Source organism: Bradyrhizobium embrapense (assembly GCF_001189235.2).
GTDB classification, from domain to species: Bacteria; Pseudomonadota; Alphaproteobacteria; order Rhizobiales; family Xanthobacteraceae; genus Bradyrhizobium; species Bradyrhizobium embrapense.
The window spans coordinates 170,491-190,266 of sequence record NZ_LFIP02000008.1; the positions used below are offsets into that span (position 1 = coordinate 170,491).

Genomic DNA, 19,776 nt, shown 5'->3' on the forward strand with positions numbered 1-19,776 from the left:
GTTCAGGCCGACGGATAGCAGAACGAATCCGTCGAGCAGTCGCCGCCGTCGAGCCGGATCTGGTGTGCGCGGTAGCCGTCCGGGAAGCCGACCCAGTAGTCCTCGGCGAGTTCGAGCCCGCCACCCGGGCTGGCATGCGCCATCACCTCGGCGCCGGGAATGCCGTCGGGATAGAACTGGTCATCCCAGGTCGAGTACAGCGAATTGGTCCAGTAGACCCGCTTGCCGTCGCGGCTGATCTCGACCATCTGCGGACCGCCGGCAAATGCCTGTCCGTTGGGATGCGGAGTGCGGCTGATGATGCCGCCGATGCGGACCGATCCGGCGAGCTTCGGCTTGCGCGGATCGCTGACGTCGTATTGGCGCATCTCACCGGTGGCCCAGCAGGAGACGTAGAGGAACCTGTCGTCCATCGACAGGTCGATGTCGGTCACCAGCGGCGGCACGGCGCCGAAGCCCTGCAGCAGCGGCGGCAGCTGCTCCTTCGGCGCGGGCTCGGGCGGAATCGTCGCCGTCTTCTCGATATGAAACTTGCCGCCCTCGCGCCACCAGGTCCAGATCGAGCCCTCGAGGTTGGTGGTGTCGACCACGACGCCGACGAAGCCATATTCGCGAACCGGATCGTGCGCGGGCCGCACCTCCAGCGCCATCTGATGGTTGGCGCCGAGATCGATGGTCTGCACATTGCGGCGCGCGTGCAGATCCCAGAAGTGGATGCGATGGCCGTATTTGTTGGAGAGCAGGTCTTCCGGCACGATGCCGTTCTCGAATTGCGGCGGCAGCGCCCATTCGCTGCTCACCATGTAGTCACGCGGCAGGTTCCACCAGAAGTCATAGTGCTTGGTCTGGGGACCGCGATCGATCTCCCAGCGTCCGAGCACCTCGAAGGTCTCGCAGTCCATGATGAAGACGCCGGGCGGCCCGTCGGTACCGTCCTTGCCGCCGCCGCCGAGCGTCGAGACGTAAATGCCGTCCGGGCCGCAGTGGATGGTATGCAGCCGCGAATAGCCGGTCTTCCTGAACACCTCCTCGGGCTCGATGATCTTGTGGATCTTCGCCTGGGTCGGATCCGGCCTGGTGTCGATGACGTAGATCCGCGACGACCGCATACCGGGCACGATGAGGTAGCGGCGTTCGATGAAGGCATGTCCCGCAAGCGGGGACAATGCCGACGAACACGCGTTCCAGCCGAAATGGTGAAACTCGTCGCCCTTGTTGGGCATCGTCACGGTGTGGACGATCTTGCTGTAGGTGGGTGAGCCCGGCTTGACGTCGATGACGGCGAGCGCGTCGGGCTTGGAGAAGTCCGGGCTGAGCAGCACAGTGTAGGCGAAGTTCTCGGCCGGAGCTTCCATCGCAAGCTTCGGCGACGCGTGAAACGTGGGATCTGGCCTCATCGTCATCGTGCTGCCTCCTGTTTGCCTGGTGTGGACCAACACGGCACGGCGGCATGCGACGGGAACTAATCGTCGCGCGGCTCCTGCGAGCGCCGCCGGCTGGGTTCGCGTGGCGGCACGATATACCTCAATGATGACGTGCGAAAGCAACGTTCCGGTGGGGTAATACGGATGCCGGCGCGCCCCGGATATCGAACTGCTTACTTCGCCAAGATCTCCGGCACCTTGCCTGCGGGCGGTGTGTTGCGGCTGCGCTGGGTGCGGACGATGCCGTCGATGATGGTCATGCCGATGCCGGGCAGATCGCCGAGCTGGACGCTCTCCAGGATGTTCTTGCCCGGCGAATGCTGCGCCTTGTCCATCAGCACGAAATCGGCGGAGCGGCCGACCTCGATCAGGCCGCAATCCAGCTCGCGCATCCGCGCGGTGTTGCCGGTCGCGAGGCAGAACGCCAGCTCGGCCGGCAGCTCGCCGAGCGACGACAGCAGCGAGACCATGCGCAAAATGCCGAGCGGCTGCACGCCGGAGCCCGCCGGCGCGTCGGTGCCGAGGATGACGCGATGCAGATCGCCCATCTCGCGCGCGGTGCGCAGCGTGAACAGCGCCGAACGCTCATTGCCGTTGTGCACTAGCTCGAGGCCACGCTTGCAGCCCTCGCAGATGCAGCGGATCTGATCGTCGGGCAGCGCGGTGTGGCCGCCATTGATGTGGCCGACCACGTCGGTGTCGGCCTCCAGCACCACGTCCTTGTCGATCAGGCCGGAGCCCGGGATCGAGGGGCCGCCGGTATGGATCGTGCTCTGGATGCCGTATTTGCGCGCCCAGCCGACCATCTTCCGCGCGGTGGGGCCGTCCTTGACGCCGCCGAGCCCGACCTCGCCCAGCAGCTTGACGCCGGCGGCGGCCATCTCCTTGAAATCGTCTTCCACCATCTCGCATTCGATTACGGGCGCGCCGGCATGCACCTTCACGCCGCCCGGCCGCAGCGTCCAGAACGCGCGCTGCGCGAAGATCGCCATCGCCTTGACGCCGACCACGTCGCGCGGCCGGCCGGGCATGTGCACTTCGCCGGCGGAGATCATGGTGGTGACGCCGCCATGCAGATAGCTGTCGATCCAGTTGATCTGGTTCTGCCGCGGCGTCCAGTCGCCGGCGACCGGATGGACGTGGCTGTCGATCAGGCCCGGCGCGACCGTCGTGCCCATGGCGTCGACGATCGTGGTGGCGCCTTCGGTGTCGACGTCCTTGAGGCGGCCGATCGCGGTGATCTTGCCGTTCTCGGCGACGATGGTGTCGGCATCCAGGATCGGCCGCTCCAGGGCTCCCGACAGCAATAGCCCGATATTGCGGATCACCAGCTTGCTGGGGCCGGTGGCCTGGGGCGCGTCGTGAGCCATGGGTGTTTTCCTTCTGTTTTCTTTCCGGAATTGCCCGGGAATTTGAGCCCGGCTTGACTTTTCGATCAAGCCGGATTATTCGTTTGTATACGAATGATCGTATACAAACGATCCGGCCGGTCAACTGGTTCAAGCCCTTGCCCCGCCGCAGCACAAATCAGGGGTTGGTGCGATGAGCAATTTCAACCAGGAAAGCGTCCTCAGCGTTCATCACTGGACCGACACGCTGTTCTCCTTCAAGACCACGCGCAATCCGTCGTTCCGCTTCCGCAACGGCGAGTTCACCATGATCGGGCTCAAGGTCGGCGAGAAGCCGTTGCTGCGCGCCTACAGCGTCGCCAGCGCGAACTACGAAGACACGCTCGAGTTCTTCTCGATCAAGGTTCCGGACGGCCCGCTGACCTCGCGCCTCCAGCACCTGAAGGAGGGCGATGAGATCATCGTCAGCCGCAAGGCCACCGGCACGCTGGTGATCGACAATCTCGAGGACGGCCGCAACCTCTATCTGATCGGCACCGGCACGGGGCTGGCGCCGTTCCTCAGCGTGATCAAGGATCCCGAGACCTACGACCGCTTCGAGAAGGTCGTGCTGCTGCACGGCTGCCGCCGCGTCAAGGAGCTCGCCTATGGCGAGATGATCACCGAGCACTTGCCGCAGGACGAACTGATCGGCGATCTGGTGCGCGATCAACTGATCTACTACCCGACCGTGACGCGCGATCCGTTCCGCAACCGCGGCCGCATCACCGACCTCATCACCTCGGGCAAGCTGTTCGCCGATATCGGCCTGCCGGCGCTCGATGCCGCGCATGACCGCGTCATGATCTGCGGTTCGCCGGCGCTGGTCGCCGACACCCGCACGCTGCTGGGCAGCCGCGGCTTCATCGAAGGCAATCACGGCGAGCCGGCGCAGTTCGTGGTGGAGAAGGCGTTCGCCGAACGCTGATCTTCGCGGCGAAGGCTGAAGCAATCCATCTTCCGGTACAGCCGGGAGCAATGGATTGCTTCGCTTCGCTGGATCAACCCGATGCGCTAGGGCCTGACCGCCGGCGTCTCGATCGGCATGCCGTGCGCCCGCGTCATCAGATAGAGCTCGAGCTCGACCAGTTCCGGCGAGCCGTAGTCATAGGCCTGCGCCCGGATGCCGGTGATGCAGGCGCGCAGCCGCCGCTGCAACGAGCCGAGCGATTGCCATTCCAGCCGGTACAGCGGGTAGCCAGTCGGCTGCCCTTGCGTGATCGCGCTGCCCGCGAGCTTCTTGTCCCAATTGTCGTCGTGGCAATTGGCGCAGGCCAGATTGAGCTGGCCCTGCCGCTGCATGAACAGTTCGCGGCCCTTGTCGACGAACGGCGCCAGCTCGGGATCGGTGCCGGCGGCGATCGGCATGCCGCGCGATTGCTGCGCGACATAGGCTGATAGCGCCAGCAGCTCGCGGCTTTCATAGGCGAACGGCGAAGCCTGCTGATGGTTGGTGCGGCAGAGGTTGATCCGCCCTTCGAGGTCGATCGGCTTGCCCAGCGTCTTCTCGAAGGCGGGGTAGTGCGCCGCGACGCCCTTCATGCTGACGCCCGCGTCACCGTGGCAGTCGGCGCAGGCCTTGTCCGCGCCGCCGGCCTTGCGCGTCCACAAAGCCTCGCCGTCGAGCACGAACAGCATGCCGGGATTGGCGGTGTCCTCGTCCTGCATCGCCTTGGTGTCCGCGCTCATGAAGCTATAGCCGGAGCGGCGTTCGGCCAGCGGGATCTCCGTGGCGAGCGCCGCGCCCGACATCGCCGTCAGCAGCGCGATGCAGACCGCAAATTTCATTCGACCGTGATCGAAGCCTGCGCGGTCTCCGAAAACCCCTTGTCGCCGATCCATTCGAACTCGAACTTGCCGCTCTCGGTCACGGTGGTGAAGAAGGTGATGAACGGATTGGCCGCGATCGCCGGATAAAGATCAGCGCGGAACACTTCCGTGCCGTTGAAGCGGCAGGTGAAGCTCGTGATGATGTCGCGCGGCACCACGCTGCCCGACGCGGTGTGGCGATAGCCGGTCTCCATGATGTGCGACATCAGCGTCTTGATCTCGATGACGTCGCCGCGCTTGGCCTTCTTCGGTATGTTGATCAGGGCCGACGGCATCAGGTCGCCTCCTCGGTGCAGGCGGCGAGCGTCACCACGACATCTGCGGTCGCCGACCAGAACGTGTCGTCGGACAGCCGTGCGATGGCGGTGACCTTCTGGCTGTCGGCGAGGCGGATGCGGGTCGATATCTGGGCGCGTCCGGCGCGCGGTCCCAGATAGAAATTGCCGATGTTCGGCTGCGGGTTCTTCTCGTTGAAGATGTGGATGCTCTTCACATACTCGTCCGCCGTCATCGGGCTTAAGACGCTGACTGTCATCGGCACCGTGTTGCCGTTCTCGACCAGCGGCGGGATGTCGAGCTTGACCTTGCCGGTGCGCACATTGGCCTCGCCGACGACATTGCGGATCGCGGCCTGCAGCATCGCCGGCGTTGCGTCCACGGGACGCACGATCACCAGCGCTGCGGCGCCTCCGGCAAGGCCCAGAACCGTGCGGCGTGTCGTGTGGTTTGAATTCGCCATCGATTGGTCTGTCCTAGTTCCGCAGTGTCACAAGATAGGCCACAATATCCTCGATCTGCTCCGCCGACAGGATCGGCTTGCCGCGCCATGACGCGCCGACCCGTGTGAGCCCGTCGACTCGATAGTAGGACGGCATGATCGTCGCACCATTGAGATGCGCCGCATCGACCAGCCGGAGCCGCAACTGTCCCTCCGACCAGCGGCTGCCGCTGCCGGTGAGGTTCGGCGCGAGGTCGCCCTGGAACGCCTGCTCGGGAAATGGGCCGCTGTGACAGAGGATGCAAGCGGAGGAACGCTCGACGACCAGCGCGCGGCCGCGGGTTGCGTCACCCTTGGCTCCGGTTAGCGAAGCGGGGATCGCATCGCCGATCACGGTATAGGGCCGCAGCTCTTCGGCGCCGGCGGGCGCACAGGCTGCGAACAGTGCCGCGGCGAGCAACGTTGCGAGGGCGAGCCTAGCCAAAGATGTCTCCCGTAATCGTCCCGAACCAGGCGAGTGCCTGGTCGGCCTCGCGCTGGCGCACCTCGGGCGGCGCGTCCACCGGGCTGGTGGTCACCTCGGCCTCGGCGTACTGATCCTCCTTCGGCTGATAGATGCCCTTCAGCGAGAATGCATAGCCCGGCGCGACGGTGTTGTAGCAGGCGCCGTCGAGCCGCGGCGTCTCCGGCGGCTTGCCCGCAAGTGCGTTCACGATCGCGGCTGCACAGGCCCGGCCTTGCGCCGCCGCCGCGGAGGCGGATTTCGGAATCCCGCCGGCGATCGCGGCATCGCCGATCACGTGGATATTGGGCACGAGCTTCGAGGCAAAGCTGACCGGATCGATCGGACACCAGCCGGTGTGGTCGGCGGCGCCGGCGATCTCCGCAATGCGGCCGGCGCGTTGCGGCGGGATCACGTTGGCGACCGCGGCGGTGTAGTTGCCGAAGTCGGTGACGATTTCGCTCGTCGCCGGATTGACCGACGTCACGCGTCCGCCTTGCGACAGCGCGATCCGCTCGATCATGTCGGGATAGAGCTCCGCCCAGGCCTTCTCGAACAGCTTCTGCTGCGAATAATTGTCCTTGGCGTCGAGCACCAGGATCTTCGATTTCGGCTTGTTGGCCTTCAGGTAATGCGCGATCAGGCTGGCGCGCTCGTAGGGCGCGGGCGGACAGCGCAGCGGCGCGGCCGGCACCGCGATCACGACCAGGCCGCCATCGTCCATCGCCTCGAGCTGCCTGCGCAGCAGCATGGTCTGCTCGCCGGCCTTCCAGGCGTGCGGCATCTTCTCCGCCGCAGCCTCGTCATAGCCGGGCAAGGCGTCGAAGTGCAGGTCGATGCCGGGAGCCAGCACGAGCCGGTCATAGGAGAGCGTTGTGCCGTCAGAGAGCGCGATGCTGCGCGCCTGCGCGTCGACCTTGGTGGCTGCCTGTGCGGCAACCGTGATGCCGTCGGCCGCAACCTTGTCGTAGCTGAACTGCTGCACGGCAAGCTCGCGCAGACCCGCGATCACCTCGTTGCTGAACGGGCAGGCGGTGAAGGTCTTGTTCGGTTCGACCAACGTGACCTGAAGTCTTGCATCGAGCCGCCGCAGCGCCCGCGCGCAGGCCGCGCCGCCGAAGCCACCGCCAATAACCGCGATGCGCGGCGCCGCTTGCGCCAGCGCCGGACGCGCCAGCGCGGCCGCCGCGACGACGGCGGCGCCACGGACCAGATCCCTGCGCGTCGGACGACGCGTGACGGTCATGCACGAGATTCCGAAAGAGGAAGCGGTGGCCGGTCGGGGCCGCCGCTTCCGGTTGATCAGGCGAAGGAGATGTTCTGGTTGCGCAGCGGAAAGCTGCGGATGCGCTTTCCTGTCGCCGCGAAATAGGCGTTGAGCACCGCTGGCGCCGCAACGCCGATGGTCGGTTCACCGACGCCGCCCCAGAACCCGCCGCTCGGCACCATCACCGCTTCTACCTTCGGCATTTCGTTGATGCGCATCGAGTTGTAGGTGTCGAAATTGGTCTGCTCGATGCGGCCGTCCTTCACGGTGCAGCCGCCGTAGAACAGCGCGCTGAGGCCGTAGACGAAGGAGCCCGCGATCTGTCGCTCCACCTGCGCCGGATTGACGACATAGCCGGGGTCGGTGGAGGCGACGATGCGATGCACCTTGATCTTGCTACCGTCGGTCACCGAGATCTCGGCGGCGCCGGCAACGTAGCTGCCATAGCCCATCACCTGCGCGATGCCGCGATAGACACCCTGCGGCGCCGGCGTGCCCCAGCCGATTTTCTCGGCTACGGCATTGAGCACCGCGAGATGCTTGGGGTGCTTGCCCATCAGCTTGCGGCGGAATTCGAGCGGGTCCTGGCCGACCGCCTGGGCCAGCTCATCCATGAAGCATTCCATGTAGATCGCGTTGTGATTGACATTGACGCCGCGCCAGAAGCCCGGCGGGACGTGCGGATTGCGCATGGAATGCTCGACCAGCAGGTTCGGCACCGAATAGCCGATCGCGGCCTCGCCGGATTGCGCCACCCCCTGGAACGCGGCGGGGTCCATGCCGTTCTGCAGCGCTTCCGGGCGTAGCGAGAACAGGATGGATTGACCCGATAGCCGATAGTGCAGCGCCACCAGATTGTTGTCGGCATCGAACGCGCCGGTCAGCTTGCACTGCGTGATCGGGTGATATTTGCCGTGCTGCATGTCCTCTTCGCGCGACCACAGCAGCTTGATCGGCGTGCCCGGCATCTGCTTGGCGATCGCCACCGCCTGCCGGACATAGTCGGTCATGCCGCGCCGGCCGAAGCCGCCGCCGAGCATCAGCTTGTGCACGTCGACCTTCTCGGCCGGCAGGCCGGAGGCTTCGAGCGCCGCCGCGAACGCCGCCTCGCCATTCTGTGTGCCGCACCACACCTCGCATTTGTCCGGCGTGTAGAGCGCGGTGGCGTTCATCGGCTCCATCGTGGCGTGGTTCTGATAGGGATAGCTGTAGACGGCTTCCACCTTCTTGGCCGCGCTGGCGATCGCCGCCTTGGCGTCGCCATTCTGGTTGCCGACATAGGCCGGCTGCGCATTGTCGAGCCCCTCGGCCAGCCACTTCGCGATCGTCTCGCTGGAGACTTTTGCGTTGTCGCCTTCGTCCCAGACGATCGGCAGCGCATCGAGTGCGGTCTTGGCGTGCCACCAGGTGTCGGCGACGACGGCAACCGCGCTGTCGCCGACCGGCACCACCTTCTTGACGCCCTTCATGCCCGCGATCTTGGCTTCGTCAAAGCTCTTCAGCTTGCCGCCGAACACCGGGCAATCCTTGATCGCGGCGTTCAGCATTCCCGGCAGCTTGATGTCGATGCCGTAGATCATCTTGCCGGTGGTCTTGTCGACGGTGTCGAGACGCTTCAGGCCCTTGCCGGCGATGGTCCAGTCCTTCGGGTCCTTCAGCTTGACGTCGGCCGGCGGCTCGAGCCTGGCCGCGGCTTCCGCGACCTTGCCGTAGGTCGTGGTCTTGCCCGACGGGGTGTGGGTGATCACGCCGTTGGAGACTTTGCACTCGGTGGCCGGCACCTTCCACTCATTGGCCGCGGCCTGGATCAGCATCACGCGCGCGGTGGCGCCGCCCTTGCGGACATAGTCCTGCGAGGTGCGGATGCCGCGGCTGCCGCCGGTGGAGAAGTCGCCCCAGGCGCGCTTGCGGGCGACGCTCTGGCCGGGGGTCGGATATTCGGTGGTGACCTTCGACCAGTCGCATTCCAGCTCTTCGGCGACGAGCTGGGCGAGGCCGGTCAGCGTGCCCTGGCCCATCTCGGAGCGGGCGATGCGGATCACCACGGTGTCGTCAGGCCGGATCACGACCCAAGCGTTGAGTTCAGGCGTGCCGTCGGCGGCGCGCACCACGGAGGGGCCGCCGAACGGCAGATCGAGACCGAGCGCGAGACCGGCGCCGGCGGCTGCCGTGCCGATCACGAAGGCGCGGCGATTGAGCGTGACGTGCTGGTTCATGGCTGCCTCCTCATCATGCGTTCGCGGCAGCATGGATCGCCTCGCGCACCTGCTGGAAGGTGCCGCAGCGGCAGATATTGGTGATGGCGTCGTTGATGTCGTCGTCGGTCGGCTTCGGATTGTCCTTCAGCAGCGCTGCGACGGCCATGATCATGCCGCTCTGGCAATAGCCGCATTGCGGCACGTCGCTCGCGATCCAGGCGAGCTGCACCTTGTGCATCACGCCGCCAGCCGCGAGGCCCTCGATGGTGGTGATGTCCTTGCCGGCCACTTCGCTCACCGTCACGCCGCAGGAGCGCATCGCAACGCCGTCGATATGCACCGTGCAGGCGCCGCATTGTGCAATGCCGCAGCCGTATTTGGTCCCCGTCAGTCCGACATTCTCGCGAATCGCCCAGAGCAGGGGCGTGTCGTCCTCGACCTCCACATTGATCGTCTTGCCGTTGATTTTGAGGTTTGCCATCGCTTTTCCCTGAATGGTCCAATCCTCCGATTGAACTTCGGGGCGATGTTGGCCTTGAAACTGGAACGGTTCAAATCAAGAATATGCGCTTGCAGCGCGGAAGAAAGTTGATGGCGCGGTGTATGGTCGCGCTCCGCGCATGCAACATGCCTGTCATGCCTTTTGCGGTGAGGCGACGGCCAGCCGCAGGAAGCTCATGACGCTACCGAGCACGGCAAATCCGGCGCCCAGCGCCAGCGCCACGGTTGCGCCCTCGCGATCGGCAAGCGCGAAGCAGAGCGCGGCAAGCGCGGCACCGGTGGTCTGTCCGGTCAGCCGCGCGGTCGCGACGATGCTGCTGGCGCTGCCGCTGCGATGCGATGGCGCGCTCGACATGATCGCCTTCATGTTGGGCGTCTGGAAGAAGCCGAAGCCGATGCCGCAGATCATGGTGCGCCAGACGATGTTGGCGATGCCGGGCTCGGCCGGCAGGGTCGCGAGCAGCACCATCCCCGCGCCGAGCAGAAGCATGCCGATGCCGCCGAGGATGCCGGCCGGATAGCGATCCGACAGTCGGCCGCCGATCGGCGCCATGAAGGCTACCACCAGCGGCCAGGGCGTCATGAAGAAGCCGGTCTCGACCTGCGAGCGGTGCAATATGTCCTCGAAGTAGAACGGCAGCGACACGAAGGCGAGCCCCTGCACAGCAAATGAGCAGACGGCCGTCGCGGCCGACAGCGCGAAGATCGGACGGCGGAACAGATCTATCGGCAGCATCGGCGCCGGATGATCGGCATGCCGCCGGGTCAGGATCCAGCCGAACAGCAGGGCTCCGACGAGCTCGGCGATGACGAGCGCAGGCGCCGTCTTGTGGGCGGCGCTGCCGATGCTGATGATGAAGAGCCCGAGGCAAGCGCAGGCCAGTGCCGCACCGGCGAAGTCGAAGGCGTGGGTGGCGCGCGGCGTCTTCGGCAGCGTCTTCACGCCGATCAGCAAGGCGACGATGCCGAACGGAATGTTGACGGCGAACAGCCAGGGCCATGGCCCGAGCGCGAGGATGCCGGAGGCGATCGTCGGTCCGAGCGACATGGCGCTCGCGACCACGAGCGCATTGTGACCGAAGCCGCGGCCGAGCATCCGGCTCGGATAGACGAAGCGGACCAGCGCAGTGTTGACGCTCATCAGGCCGCTGGCGCCGAGCCCCTGCAAGGTGCGCGCGACCAGGAGGCTCGGCAGCGACCAGGCCAGCGCGCAGCCGAGTGACGCCAAGGTGAACAACAGGAGGCCGCCGAGATAGATTCGCTGGTGTCCGACGATTTCGCCGAGCGCACCGAGCGGCAGCAGCGTCGCGACCAGGGCGATCTGGTAGACGTTGACGACCCAGACCACTTCGGCAGGGCTGACATGCAGATCGCTGGCGATCGCGGGCAGCGCGATGTTGGCGATCGCGGTGTCGAGCGAGGCCATCGCCAGCGCGGTGAAGATCGCGGCTACCGCCCAGCGCCGCCGTTCCCAAGGCAAGCCATCTGGCAGTCCATCGGTGATCGGCGCAGCAGCCGCGCCGGTGGTCGGGGTCTTCTCGAGCATGCCTGAAATTGTCTCCGGGACCGCCATGTACTACGCCGGCAGTCCGTTCCCCAGCCGCGCCATTGCATGATGCATATGCGAAGCGGCCCTGCCGGGAGTACAATTGCATACGGGTGGACGCGGGCAGCGCCGTAACCACCGCCGGGACGACATTTCCCGATGCGCGATTGTGCATCTGTGGGTTCGCCGCGCGAGCCCCGGGAATGACGGAGTCTAACCTTCCTCCGCCAGCGCGCGGATGCTGCGCGCGAGTCCAAGGATGCGCGGGCCGCATTCGCGCTCGATCTGCTCGGCGCTGAAGCGGTAGGAGGGAACGCCGCAATTGACCGACAGGCATTCGCCGGTCGGCGTGCGATAGAGCGGGGCGGCGACGCCGAAGATCTCGCGCCGCCATTCGCCGAGCGAGATGGCAAAGCCGCGTTCGCGGCATATTTCCACATCGGGCAATGTGCGTTTCTGCACGTAGTCGAACTCGTCGGGACGCTCGGCCTTGACGCGCGCAACATAGGCGCCGAGCTCCGGCTCGGTGAACAGCGACAGCAGGGCGCGCCCGACCGCGGTCGGCGCCAGCGTGCTGACAAAGCCGACATCGGGCACATGCGGTGCGGTGTCCGTCGTGCGCAGCGTTTCGACATAGATGAAGTCGATCCCGAACGGCATCGCGATCGACACGGTGCCGCCGGCATAGGTCGCGAAGTCGCGCATCAGCGGACGGGCGAGCTGGCGCACCTTCAGGGCTGACAGCACGGGATAGGCGGCGGCGAGCGCGCCGAGCCCGAGCACGAAGCGACCCTTGGCATCGCGCCGGAGATAGCCGAGTTGCTCCAGGGTGTAGGTCAGCCGCGACACCGTCGGCCGCGACAGGCCGGTATGCAGCGCGAGCTCGGCATTCGACAGCGAGCCCGGGTGGCGACGGAACGCCGCCAGCACGTCGAGCCCGTGCGCCAGAGTGGTCGCAAAGGACGGATCCGCCTGAATTTCGGCAGGAGAAGATGCTGTCATACGGAATATTGGTCTCGGACTGCCTGATTTGTCAATATATCGAAATGAATTTGCAAATCGTGTCGATGTCAGGTTATCTGCCGGACATAAAGACAAAGAACCGCTGGAGCGAGGCGCCTTCCGATGACGATGACCGAGCAAGCCCGAGACGCAAAGCCCGCCGCGATCGACAAGGCGCGGCTGCGCCTGAAGTATCAGGAGGAGCGCAACAAGCGGCTGCGTCCCGACGGCAATGACCAGTATCTCCAGATCAAGGGCCAGCTCGCGCATTATCTCGACGACCCATACACGCCGGTCGTGGAGCGCGCGCCGAAGACCGACCATGTCACCTTCGCCTTCATCGGTGGCGGCTTTGCCGGGCTCGCCACTGCGGCCCGGCTGACCGAGGCCGGGGTCAAGGACGTCCGCATTGTCGAGAAGGGCGGCGATTTCGGCGGCACCTGGTACTGGAACCGGTATCCCGGCGCGCAATGCGACACGGCGTCGATGGTCTACATGCCACTGCTCGAAGAGACCGGTCACATGCCGTCGGAGAAATACGCGCATGCGCCGGAAATCCTGGCGCACTGCCAGCGGATCGGGCGGCAGTTCAATCTCTACGACAACGCGTTGTTTCATACCGAGGTGACGAGCCTCGACTGGGACGCGGCGCAATCGCGCTGGATCATCCGAACCAGCAGGGGCGACGCCTTCAGCGCGCAATATGTCGGCATTGGCACCGGCCCGCTGCATGTGCCGAAGCTGCCCGGCATTCCCGGCATCGAACGCTTCAAGGGCCACTCGTTCCACACCAGCCGCTGGGATTACGACTACACCGGCGGCGATCCCCGGGGCGCGTTGATGGACAAGCTTGCCGACAAGCGCGTCGGCATCATCGGCACGGGTGCTACGTCGGTGCAGTGCATTCCGCATCTCGCGCGCGCCTGCAAGGAACTCTACGTGTTCCAGCGCACACCGTCGTCGGTCGACGTGCGCGGCAATGGCCCGATCGACCCGGACTGGTTCGCCGATATCGCAACCCCGGGCTGGCAACAGCGCTGGCTGGAGAATTTCACCGCCAACCAGGCCGGTGGATCGGCCGAAGAAGATCTGGTGCAGGACGGCTGGACCGACCTGTCGAAACGGATTCGCGCCAAGGTGATGCTGCTGCCGCGCGAGCAGCGGACCGTGGAGAACATGCGGGCCGTGTTCGAGGATTCCGACTTCGAGAAGATGGAGGAGATCCGCAACCGGGTCGACAGGATCGTCGGTGACCCCGAGACAGCCAGGAATCTGAAAGCCTGGTACGGCCAGCTCTGCAAGCGGCCATGCTTCCACGACGCCTATCTTCAGGCGTTCAACACGCCGGGCACCCATCTGGTCGATACCGATGGCAAGGGTGTCGAGGAGATCACCGAGAACGGGGTCGTCGTCGCGGGCAAGGAATACGAGCTCGACTGCATCATCTACGCATCGGGCTTCGAGGTCGGCACCGAGTACAAGCGGCGGGCGGGGTTCGACGCGACGGGCCGGGACGGCATCAAGCTGTCGGAGTATTGGGCCGAGGGCATGCGCACCAAGCACGGCATCCATGTGCATGGCTTCCCCAACCTGTTCTTCGTGCAGCCGACACAGGGCGCCAACCTGATCTCCAACGTGCCGCATAATCTGACGGAGGCGGCGCGCACCATCGCCCTGATGGTCGGCCATGCACAGGACAACGGTTTCAAGGAAATCGAAGTCAGCAAGGAAGCCGAGGATCGCTGGGTCGAGCTGCTGCTGACCGCGGTCGGTCGCATGATCGGCGGACCTGACTGCACGCCCGGCTATTACAACAACGAGGGACGCGAGCCAGGGCCTGCGGCCAAGCTCAATGTCGGCTATCCGGCGGGCGCGTTGGCCTACTTCAAATATATCGACGAGTGGCGCAACAGCGGCCGGTTCGAAGGCCTGCAGTTTCGCTAAGCGAACGGGACTGATCTTCGCCAAACGAGGGAGTGCTTGAGTAATGACCCAGACGACCGCAGGTGAAACGTCGCACGAAGGTCCGAAGGCGGCATCCGCGCCGGTCATTGCGCAGCACGAGGCGACGCTGAAGGCGCTGCCGTTCGCCGACACCAGGGATTTCGACGACGCCGCGCGCGGCTTTCTCGGCACGATCGAGAACGCGCGCGTCACCTCGGCCCAGGGCAGGGTGGTCTGGAGCCTCGAGCCTTACGGCTTCCTCTCCGAGGAGAAGGCGCCTGCGACCGTCGATCCGAGCCTGTGGCGGCAGTCGCGGCTCAACATCCATCACGGCCTGTTCGAGGTGGTGCCGGGCGTTTACCAGGTGCGCGGGCTCGACATCGCCAACATGACGCTGATCGAGGGCGACAAGGGCGTGATCGTGGTCGACACCCTGACCTCGATCGAGGGTGCCCGTGCCGCGATGGAGCTGTACTTCCGGCACCGCGGCAAGAAGCCGGTCGCCGCCGTGATCTTCACCCACACCCACACCGACCATTGGGGCGGCGCGCGCGGCGTGCTCGATGACGCCATGCTGGCGGCGGGCGTGCCGATCATTGCGCCTAACTTCTTCATGGAGCACGCGGTCTCCGAGAACATCATCGCGGGACCGGCGATGTTGCGCCGCGCGCAATACCAGTTCGGACCGTTCCTCGCCAAGGGCGTGCGCGGCCAGGTCGATTGCGGCCTCGGCAAGACGATGGCGGCCGGTGGCGTCGCGCTGCTGCGGCCGACCGACCTGATCATCGCGACCGGCGACAGGCGCGTCATCGACGGCGTCGAGTTCGAATTCCAGATGGCGCCGAACAGCGAAGCGCCGGCAGAGATGCATTTCTTCATTCCGCGCTACAAGCTGCTCAACCTCGCGGAGAACTGCACGCACAATTTCCACAATCTGCTGCCGTTCCGTGGCGCCGACGTCCGCGATGCGCTGGCGTGGTCGAAATATCTCGGCGAGGCGCTGCAGATGTGGGGCGGCAAGGCCGAGGCGATGTGCGGCCAGCATCATTGGCCGGTCTGGGGAAAAGAGCGGATCGACACCATGATCCGCCAGCAGCGCGACCTCTACAAATACGCGCATGACCAGACCATCCGCCTGATGAACCACGGGCTCAACGCGGCCGAGATTGCCGAGACGATCCGGCTGCCGCAGAGCCTGGAAGGCGCCTGGCACGGCCGCGGCTATTACGGTCACATCAGGCACAATGTGAAGGCGATCTACCAGAAGTATCTCGGCTGGTACGACGCCAATCCGGTCAATCTCGATGCCTTGCCGCCGGTTGCGGCCGGCAAGAAGTATGTCGAATATATGGGCGGCGCCGATGCGATCCTGAAACGTGCCGCCGCGGATTTCGCCAAGGGTGAATTCCGTTTCGTCGCGCAGGCCGTCAGCCATCTGGTGTTCGCCGAGCCCGACAACCAGGAGGCCCGCGCCTTGCTGGCCGACACATTCGAACAGCTCGGCTATGCCGCTGAAAGTTCGACCTGGCGCAACGCCTATCTGTTCGGCGCGCAGGAGCTGCGGCAGGGCATGCCGAAGACGCCGCCGCGCTCGCCGATGCCGCGCGAGACGCTCGCTGCGCTGCGCACCGAGCAGCTCTGGGACGTGCTCGGCATCCGCCTCAACGGCCCCAAGGCCGAAGGCAAGCGCATCGTGCTGAACTGGAGTTTTACCGACACCGGCGAGACGTTCGTGCTCAACCTCGAGAACTCGGCGCTGACCTACGTCAAAGGCGCGCAGGCCGCCGATGCGCACGCCAGCTTCACGCTGGCGCGCAGCGTGCTTGACGAGGTCATTGCCAAGCTGACCACGTTCCCCGACGCTGTCGGCGCCGGCAGGATCAAGGCGTCCGGCGAGCCGCTGCGGCTCGGCGAATTGATGGCGCTGATGGACGAATTCCCGCGGATGTTCGAGATCGTCGAGCCGAAGCGGACGGCGGTGACCTAGGCCACGCTCGCGGAATTAGAACCATCACCCTGAGGAGCCGCGTAGCGGCGTCTCGAAGGGTCGACGGCCCGGCTGGTCGGACCGTGCATCCTTTGAGACGCGCTTCGCGCTCCTCACAGGATGACGGGTCGATAAGTGCCCGCTCAAATCCCGAGATACGCCGCCTGTACCTGCTTATTGCCTGCGAGCTCGGCGCTGGTGCCTTGCATGATCACGTTGCCGCTTTCCAGCACATAGGCGCGCTGCACCAGCGACAGCGCGCGGCTGACATTCTGCTCGACCAGCAGGATCGCGGTGCCCATCTTGTGGATTTCGCCGATCTTCTCGAAGGTCACGTCGGTCATCACGGGGGCGAGACCGAGCGAGGGCTCGTCCAGCATCAAGAGGCGCGGCTTCAGCATCAGACCGCGGCCGACCGCGACCATCTGCTGCTCGCCGCCGCTCATGGTGCCGGCGAGTTGCTTCCTGCGGTCGGCGAGGCGCGGGAAGATGCCGTAGACCAGCTCCATCGTGCGCGCGCGATCCGCCTTGGCTTTCGGGGTGTAGGCGCCGATCTCGAGATTTTCCTGCACCGTCATGTCCGGAAACACCTGGCGGCCTTCCGGGACATGTGCGATGCCGAGCTCGGGGATCCGGTAGGGCGGCAGCGTCGCGAGGTCGACGCCGTCGAACGTGACCTTTCCGGCGAACAGTTTGACGAGGCCGGAGACCGCGCGCAGCGTCGTGCTCTTGCCGGCGCCGTTGGCCCCGAGCAGGCCGACGGCTTCGCCCTCGCCGACCGAGATGCTGACGTCGGTGATGGCAGGGACCGAGCCGTAGCTGGCGCTGACGCGGGAGAGCTCAAGCATGGGCGTCTCCCTGCGCCGGCGGATGCACGTAGGAGCCGAGATAGGCGCGGATCACTTCCGGGTTCTCCACGATCTCCTTCGGCGCTCCCTCGGCGATCTTCTGGCCGTGGTCGAGCACCACGATGTGGCGGGCGACCGCCATGATCGCGCGCATCACATGCTCGACGATCACGATGGTCAGGCCGCGGGCGGAGAGCTTCTTCACCAGCGCCACCGCCTGGTCGATCTCGGCAGGGTTCAGCCCTGCCATCACCTCGTCGAGCAGCAGGATCCTTGGCTGCGTCGCCAGCGCGCGGGCCATCTCCAGCCGCCGCTGGTCGATGGTGGTGAGGTCCTTCGCCGGCGTCTGCTCCCTGGCGCTGAGACCGACGAATTCGATTGCTTCAAGCGCCTTGTCGCGCGCGGCGGCGACATGGCGGTCGCGCAGGAAGGCGCCGGTCATCACATTGGCGAGCACCGTCATCGCGCCGAACGGCTTTGCCACCTGGAAGGTGCGGGCCATGCCGAGTGCGCAGACGTCGTGCGGCCGGAGGCCCACGACCTCGTGACCGAAGGCGAGCACCGATCCGGAGTCCGGCCGATGAAATCCCGTGATCAAATGAAAGCTCGTGGTCTTGCCGGCGCCGTTCGGCCCGATCAGTGCCACCGTCTCGTTCTCCTGCACCGTGAAGCTGACGTCCTGCACCGCGCGCAGACCGCCGAACCGCTTGCTGAGACCCTTGATGACCAGTGCTTCCGCCATCGTAACCTCAGGCCCGTGCCGGCTTGCGCCGGACATAGCGGTGATAGACGTCGGTCGCAAACCCGATCAGCCCGGTCGGCCGCCACAGGATCACCGCCATCAGGATCAGGCTATAGACCGTGAGCTGGATGCCGCCGACCGAGCTGCCGAGCCAGCTTTGCAGCAGCGCCGAGGTGGTCTCCAGCAGCACGGTGCCCATGACCGGCCCCCACAGCGTGCCGATGCCGCCGACGATCGACACCAGCGCCGCCTCGATCGAGACGTTGAAGCTGAACGCGGTCGCGGGATCGATAAAGTAGATGTACTGGGTGTAGAAGGTGCCGGCGAGCGCGGTCAGGAATGCGCTGATCATGTAGATGTCGCGCTTGACCTTCGGTGCGTTGACGCCGATCGCCTCGGCCGCGTCCTCATCCTCGCCGATCGCAACGAGGTAATAGCCGATCCAGGATTGCTCGATCCGGTGGGTGATCCACAGCCCGACGACGAGCAGGCCGAGCACGACGTAGTAATACGACGACTTCTCCTCGAACTGCATCATCAGCGGCGCGCTGCCGAGATTCGGGATCGTGGTGCCTTCGGCGCCCCAGGCGAAATCGCGAAATTTCAGGAAGATCAGCATCAGTACCTGCGCGGTCGCGATGGTGGCGATCGTGAAATAGGGGCCGCGCAGGCGGAAGCAGAGCCAGCCGATCGGCAGGCTCGCCAGCATCGCGACCACGCCGCCCGCGATCATCCCGATCCATGGCGAGATGCCGTAGTTCACCTGCATGATGGTCGAGGTGTAGGCGCCGAGCCCGAAATAGGCGGCGTGTCCGAGCGACAGCTGCTTGGCATAGCCGCCCATCAGGTTCCAGGCGACGCCGATGAAGGAGAACAGCAGGATGCGGATGAAGATGTCGATCGCAAACGACGAGGTGACGAGCTGGGGCAGCGCCAGCATGACGACGGCCCCGATCGCCAGCCGCAGCCATTTCATGTGGTCTGAGGTCTGCATCAACGGCCCCTCCTGGCGCCGAGCCCGCTCGGCCTGAAGGCAAGGGTCAACAGCAGCAGCGCGAACACCACGATCAGGCCTGAATCGGCGCCGACGAACTGGATGCCGAGCGATTCGGCCACGCCCATCATCAGGCTCGCGACCAGCGCGCCCATCACATTGCCGAGCGTGCCCATCACGACCGCAACGAACGCCATCAGCACGAACACCTGGCCGACGAACGGATAGGCCGAATAGAACGGCATCAAGAGCGAGCCGGCGGCACCGGCCAGCGCCAGCGCGGTGCCGAACGCGACTGCGAACACGCGGTTCGGATTGATCCCCATCAGCATCGCGACGTCGCGGTTCTGCGACGCCGCGCGCATGGCGCGGCCGAGGTCGGTGGTGTGCAGGAACACCCAGAGCAGCCCGCTGAGCGCCATCGCGACCGCAAAGGCGATCAGCTTCGCCACCGGAATGTACAGCCCTCCGATGTGCCACGCTTCATCCGAATAGGAGGTGTGGACGGTGCGGTAGTTGGCGCTGAACAGCATCAGCGCGAGATTGAGCAGCAGCAGCGACAGCGCGAAGGTCAGGAAGATCTGCGGCATGTCGTTCGGCCCGAGCACTCTGCGGATCAGGAAATGCTGGATCAGGACGCCGGCGATGAACAGCACCGGCATCGAGATCACCAGCGAGACCAGCGGATCGACGCCGAATTGGGTGGCGAGGAAGAACGAGATATACATCCCGATCATTACGAACTCGCCCTGGGCGAAATTGACGATCTTGACCACGCCGAAGATCAGCGTGACGCCGATGCTGACAAGCGCGTAAATGCCGCCGATGAGCAGGCCGTTGATGACAGCCTGGGCCAGTGTCTCCCACATGCGATGCGACCGCGGT

Annotated in this window: 18 protein-coding genes; 3 read left to right on the forward strand and 15 right to left on the reverse strand. The window is 65.4% G+C overall.

Going from position 1 to position 19,776, the window contains the following annotated elements; genetic code table 11:
* Nucleotides 1-2: 2 nt before the first annotated feature.
* A complete protein-coding gene (locus AKN83_RS29300; protein ID WP_050405902.1) occupies nucleotides 3-1,403 on the reverse strand; it encodes a selenium-binding protein SBP56-related protein in 1,401 nt (466 codons plus the stop codon).
* 194 nt (nucleotides 1,404-1,597) lie between these two features.
* Complete coding sequence (locus tag AKN83_RS29305; protein WP_050405903.1) at nucleotides 1,598-2,794, reverse strand: amidohydrolase family protein; 1,197 nt, start codon at nucleotides 2,792-2,794, stop codon at nucleotides 1,598-1,600.
* Between the two features lie 172 nt (nucleotides 2,795-2,966).
* Here AKN83_RS29305 and AKN83_RS29310 point away from each other — a divergent pair, with 172 nt between their 5' ends.
* Nucleotides 2,967-3,740, forward strand: a complete 774-nt coding sequence (locus AKN83_RS29310) for a ferredoxin--NADP reductase (protein ID WP_050405904.1) — start codon at nucleotides 2,967-2,969, stop codon at nucleotides 3,738-3,740.
* Nucleotides 3,741-3,826: 86 nt separating this feature from the next.
* Here the strand turns inward: AKN83_RS29310 and soxA are convergent, their stop codons facing one another.
* The 9 genes from soxA to AKN83_RS29355 form a co-directional block, all read right to left on the reverse strand.
* Nucleotides 3,827-4,600 (reverse strand): sulfur oxidation c-type cytochrome SoxA, encoded by a 774-nt coding sequence (gene soxA / locus AKN83_RS29315; protein ID WP_050405905.1) that lies wholly within the window; start codon nucleotides 4,598-4,600, stop codon nucleotides 3,827-3,829.
* Complete coding sequence (gene soxZ, locus AKN83_RS29320) at nucleotides 4,597-4,917, reverse strand: thiosulfate oxidation carrier complex protein SoxZ (protein ID WP_050405906.1); 321 nt, start codon at nucleotides 4,915-4,917, stop codon at nucleotides 4,597-4,599. Before soxZ ends, soxA begins: the two co-directional genes overlap by 4 nt.
* The gene (locus tag AKN83_RS29325) at nucleotides 4,917-5,381 is read right to left on the reverse strand and encodes a SoxY-related AACIE arm protein (RefSeq protein ID WP_050405907.1); all 465 of its coding nucleotides are present in this window, start codon (nucleotides 5,379-5,381) and stop codon (nucleotides 4,917-4,919) included. Before AKN83_RS29325 ends, soxZ begins: the two co-directional genes overlap by 1 nt.
* 13 nt (nucleotides 5,382-5,394) lie before the next feature.
* Nucleotides 5,395-5,844 (reverse strand): sulfur oxidation c-type cytochrome SoxX, encoded by a 450-nt coding sequence (gene soxX / locus AKN83_RS29330; protein ID WP_244522150.1) that lies wholly within the window; start codon nucleotides 5,842-5,844, stop codon nucleotides 5,395-5,397.
* Nucleotides 5,837-7,108, reverse strand: coding sequence for an NAD(P)/FAD-dependent oxidoreductase (locus tag AKN83_RS29335; protein WP_050405909.1), 1,272 nt, complete (start codon nucleotides 7,106-7,108; stop codon nucleotides 5,837-5,839). The genes soxX and AKN83_RS29335 overlap by 8 nt, the downstream gene beginning before the upstream one ends.
* A 56-nt stretch (nucleotides 7,109-7,164) precedes the next feature.
* Nucleotides 7,165-9,345: a xanthine dehydrogenase family protein molybdopterin-binding subunit gene (locus tag AKN83_RS29340; RefSeq protein ID WP_050405939.1), complete on the reverse strand. Its 2,181-nt coding sequence runs from the start codon at nucleotides 9,343-9,345 to the stop codon at nucleotides 7,165-7,167.
* Nucleotides 9,346-9,358: 13 nt separating this feature from the next.
* On the reverse strand, nucleotides 9,359-9,808 hold the full coding sequence (locus tag AKN83_RS29345; protein ID WP_050405910.1) for a (2Fe-2S)-binding protein: 450 nt from the start codon (nucleotides 9,806-9,808) through the stop codon (nucleotides 9,359-9,361).
* A 153-nt stretch (nucleotides 9,809-9,961) separates the two neighbouring features.
* Nucleotides 9,962-11,374: an MFS transporter gene (locus AKN83_RS29350; RefSeq protein ID WP_050405911.1), complete on the reverse strand. Its 1,413-nt coding sequence runs from the start codon at nucleotides 11,372-11,374 to the stop codon at nucleotides 9,962-9,964.
* 213 nt (nucleotides 11,375-11,587) lie between these two features.
* Entirely contained in the window at nucleotides 11,588-12,376 is a 789-nt protein-coding gene (locus AKN83_RS29355; RefSeq protein ID WP_050405912.1) for an IclR family transcriptional regulator, read from the reverse strand.
* Nucleotides 12,377-12,499: 123 nt separating this feature from the next.
* On the opposite strand from AKN83_RS29355, the gene AKN83_RS29360 reads away from it, so the two are divergent.
* Nucleotides 12,500-14,320: a flavin-containing monooxygenase gene (locus tag AKN83_RS29360; RefSeq protein WP_083992312.1), complete on the forward strand. Its 1,821-nt coding sequence runs from the start codon at nucleotides 12,500-12,502 to the stop codon at nucleotides 14,318-14,320.
* Between the two features lie 43 nt (nucleotides 14,321-14,363).
* On the forward strand, nucleotides 14,364-16,307 hold the full coding sequence (locus AKN83_RS29365; RefSeq protein WP_050405913.1) for an alkyl/aryl-sulfatase: 1,944 nt from the start codon (nucleotides 14,364-14,366) through the stop codon (nucleotides 16,305-16,307).
* A 143-nt stretch (nucleotides 16,308-16,450) separates the two neighbouring features.
* Here AKN83_RS29365 and AKN83_RS29370 read toward each other — a convergent pair whose 3' ends face one another.
* From AKN83_RS29370 to AKN83_RS29385, 4 genes are read right to left on the reverse strand one after another with little or no spacing between them, the layout of a single operon-like run.
* Nucleotides 16,451-17,155, reverse strand: a complete 705-nt coding sequence (locus AKN83_RS29370; protein WP_050405914.1) for an ABC transporter ATP-binding protein — start codon at nucleotides 17,153-17,155, stop codon at nucleotides 16,451-16,453.
* Nucleotides 17,148-17,897, reverse strand: coding sequence for an ABC transporter ATP-binding protein (locus AKN83_RS29375; RefSeq protein ID WP_063695593.1), 750 nt, complete (start codon nucleotides 17,895-17,897; stop codon nucleotides 17,148-17,150). Before AKN83_RS29375 ends, AKN83_RS29370 begins: the two co-directional genes overlap by 8 nt.
* A 7-nt stretch (nucleotides 17,898-17,904) precedes the next feature.
* Nucleotides 17,905-18,891, reverse strand: coding sequence for a branched-chain amino acid ABC transporter permease (locus AKN83_RS29380; protein ID WP_050405915.1), 987 nt, complete (start codon nucleotides 18,889-18,891; stop codon nucleotides 17,905-17,907).
* Entirely contained in the window at nucleotides 18,891-19,760 is an 870-nt protein-coding gene (locus AKN83_RS29385) for a branched-chain amino acid ABC transporter permease (RefSeq protein WP_050405916.1), read from the reverse strand. The genes AKN83_RS29380 and AKN83_RS29385 overlap by 1 nt, the downstream gene beginning before the upstream one ends.
* Between the last annotated feature and the right edge of the window lie 16 nt (nucleotides 19,761-19,776).

Bases quoted from the DNA above. Each gene is read 5' to 3' on its own strand.
- AKN83_RS29300 (WP_050405902.1), bottom strand. From the start codon at position 1,403: ATGACGATGAGGCCAGATCCCACGTTTCACGCGTCGCCGAAGCTTGCG.
- AKN83_RS29305 (WP_050405903.1), bottom strand. From the start codon at position 2,794: ATGGCTCACGACGCGCCCCAGGCCACCGGCCCCAGCAAGCTGGTGATC.
- AKN83_RS29310 (WP_050405904.1), top strand. From the start codon at position 2,967: ATGAGCAATTTCAACCAGGAAAGCGTCCTCAGCGTTCATCACTGGACC.
- soxA (WP_050405905.1), bottom strand. From the start codon at position 4,600: ATGAAATTTGCGGTCTGCATCGCGCTGCTGACGGCGATGTCGGGCGCG.
- soxZ (WP_050405906.1), bottom strand. From the start codon at position 4,917: ATGCCGTCGGCCCTGATCAACATACCGAAGAAGGCCAAGCGCGGCGAC.
- AKN83_RS29325 (WP_050405907.1), bottom strand. From the start codon at position 5,381: ATGGCGAATTCAAACCACACGACACGCCGCACGGTTCTGGGCCTTGCC.
- AKN83_RS29335 (WP_050405909.1), bottom strand. From the start codon at position 7,108: ATGACCGTCACGCGTCGTCCGACGCGCAGGGATCTGGTCCGTGGCGCC.
- AKN83_RS29340 (WP_050405939.1), bottom strand. From the start codon at position 9,345: ATGAACCAGCACGTCACGCTCAATCGCCGCGCCTTCGTGATCGGCACG.
- AKN83_RS29345 (WP_050405910.1), bottom strand. From the start codon at position 9,808: ATGGCAAACCTCAAAATCAACGGCAAGACGATCAATGTGGAGGTCGAG.
- AKN83_RS29350 (WP_050405911.1), bottom strand. From the start codon at position 11,374: ATGCTCGAGAAGACCCCGACCACCGGCGCGGCTGCTGCGCCGATCACC.
- AKN83_RS29355 (WP_050405912.1), bottom strand. From the start codon at position 12,376: ATGACAGCATCTTCTCCTGCCGAAATTCAGGCGGATCCGTCCTTTGCG.
- AKN83_RS29360 (WP_083992312.1), top strand. From the start codon at position 12,500: ATGACGATGACCGAGCAAGCCCGAGACGCAAAGCCCGCCGCGATCGAC.
- AKN83_RS29365 (WP_050405913.1), top strand. From the start codon at position 14,364: ATGACCCAGACGACCGCAGGTGAAACGTCGCACGAAGGTCCGAAGGCG.
- AKN83_RS29370 (WP_050405914.1), bottom strand. From the start codon at position 17,155: ATGCTTGAGCTCTCCCGCGTCAGCGCCAGCTACGGCTCGGTCCCTGCC.
- AKN83_RS29375 (WP_063695593.1), bottom strand. From the start codon at position 17,897: ATGGCGGAAGCACTGGTCATCAAGGGTCTCAGCAAGCGGTTCGGCGGT.
- AKN83_RS29380 (WP_050405915.1), bottom strand. From the start codon at position 18,891: ATGCAGACCTCAGACCACATGAAATGGCTGCGGCTGGCGATCGGGGCC.
- AKN83_RS29385 (WP_050405916.1), bottom strand. From the start codon at position 19,760: ATGTGGGAGACACTGGCCCAGGCTGTCATCAACGGCCTGCTCATCGGC.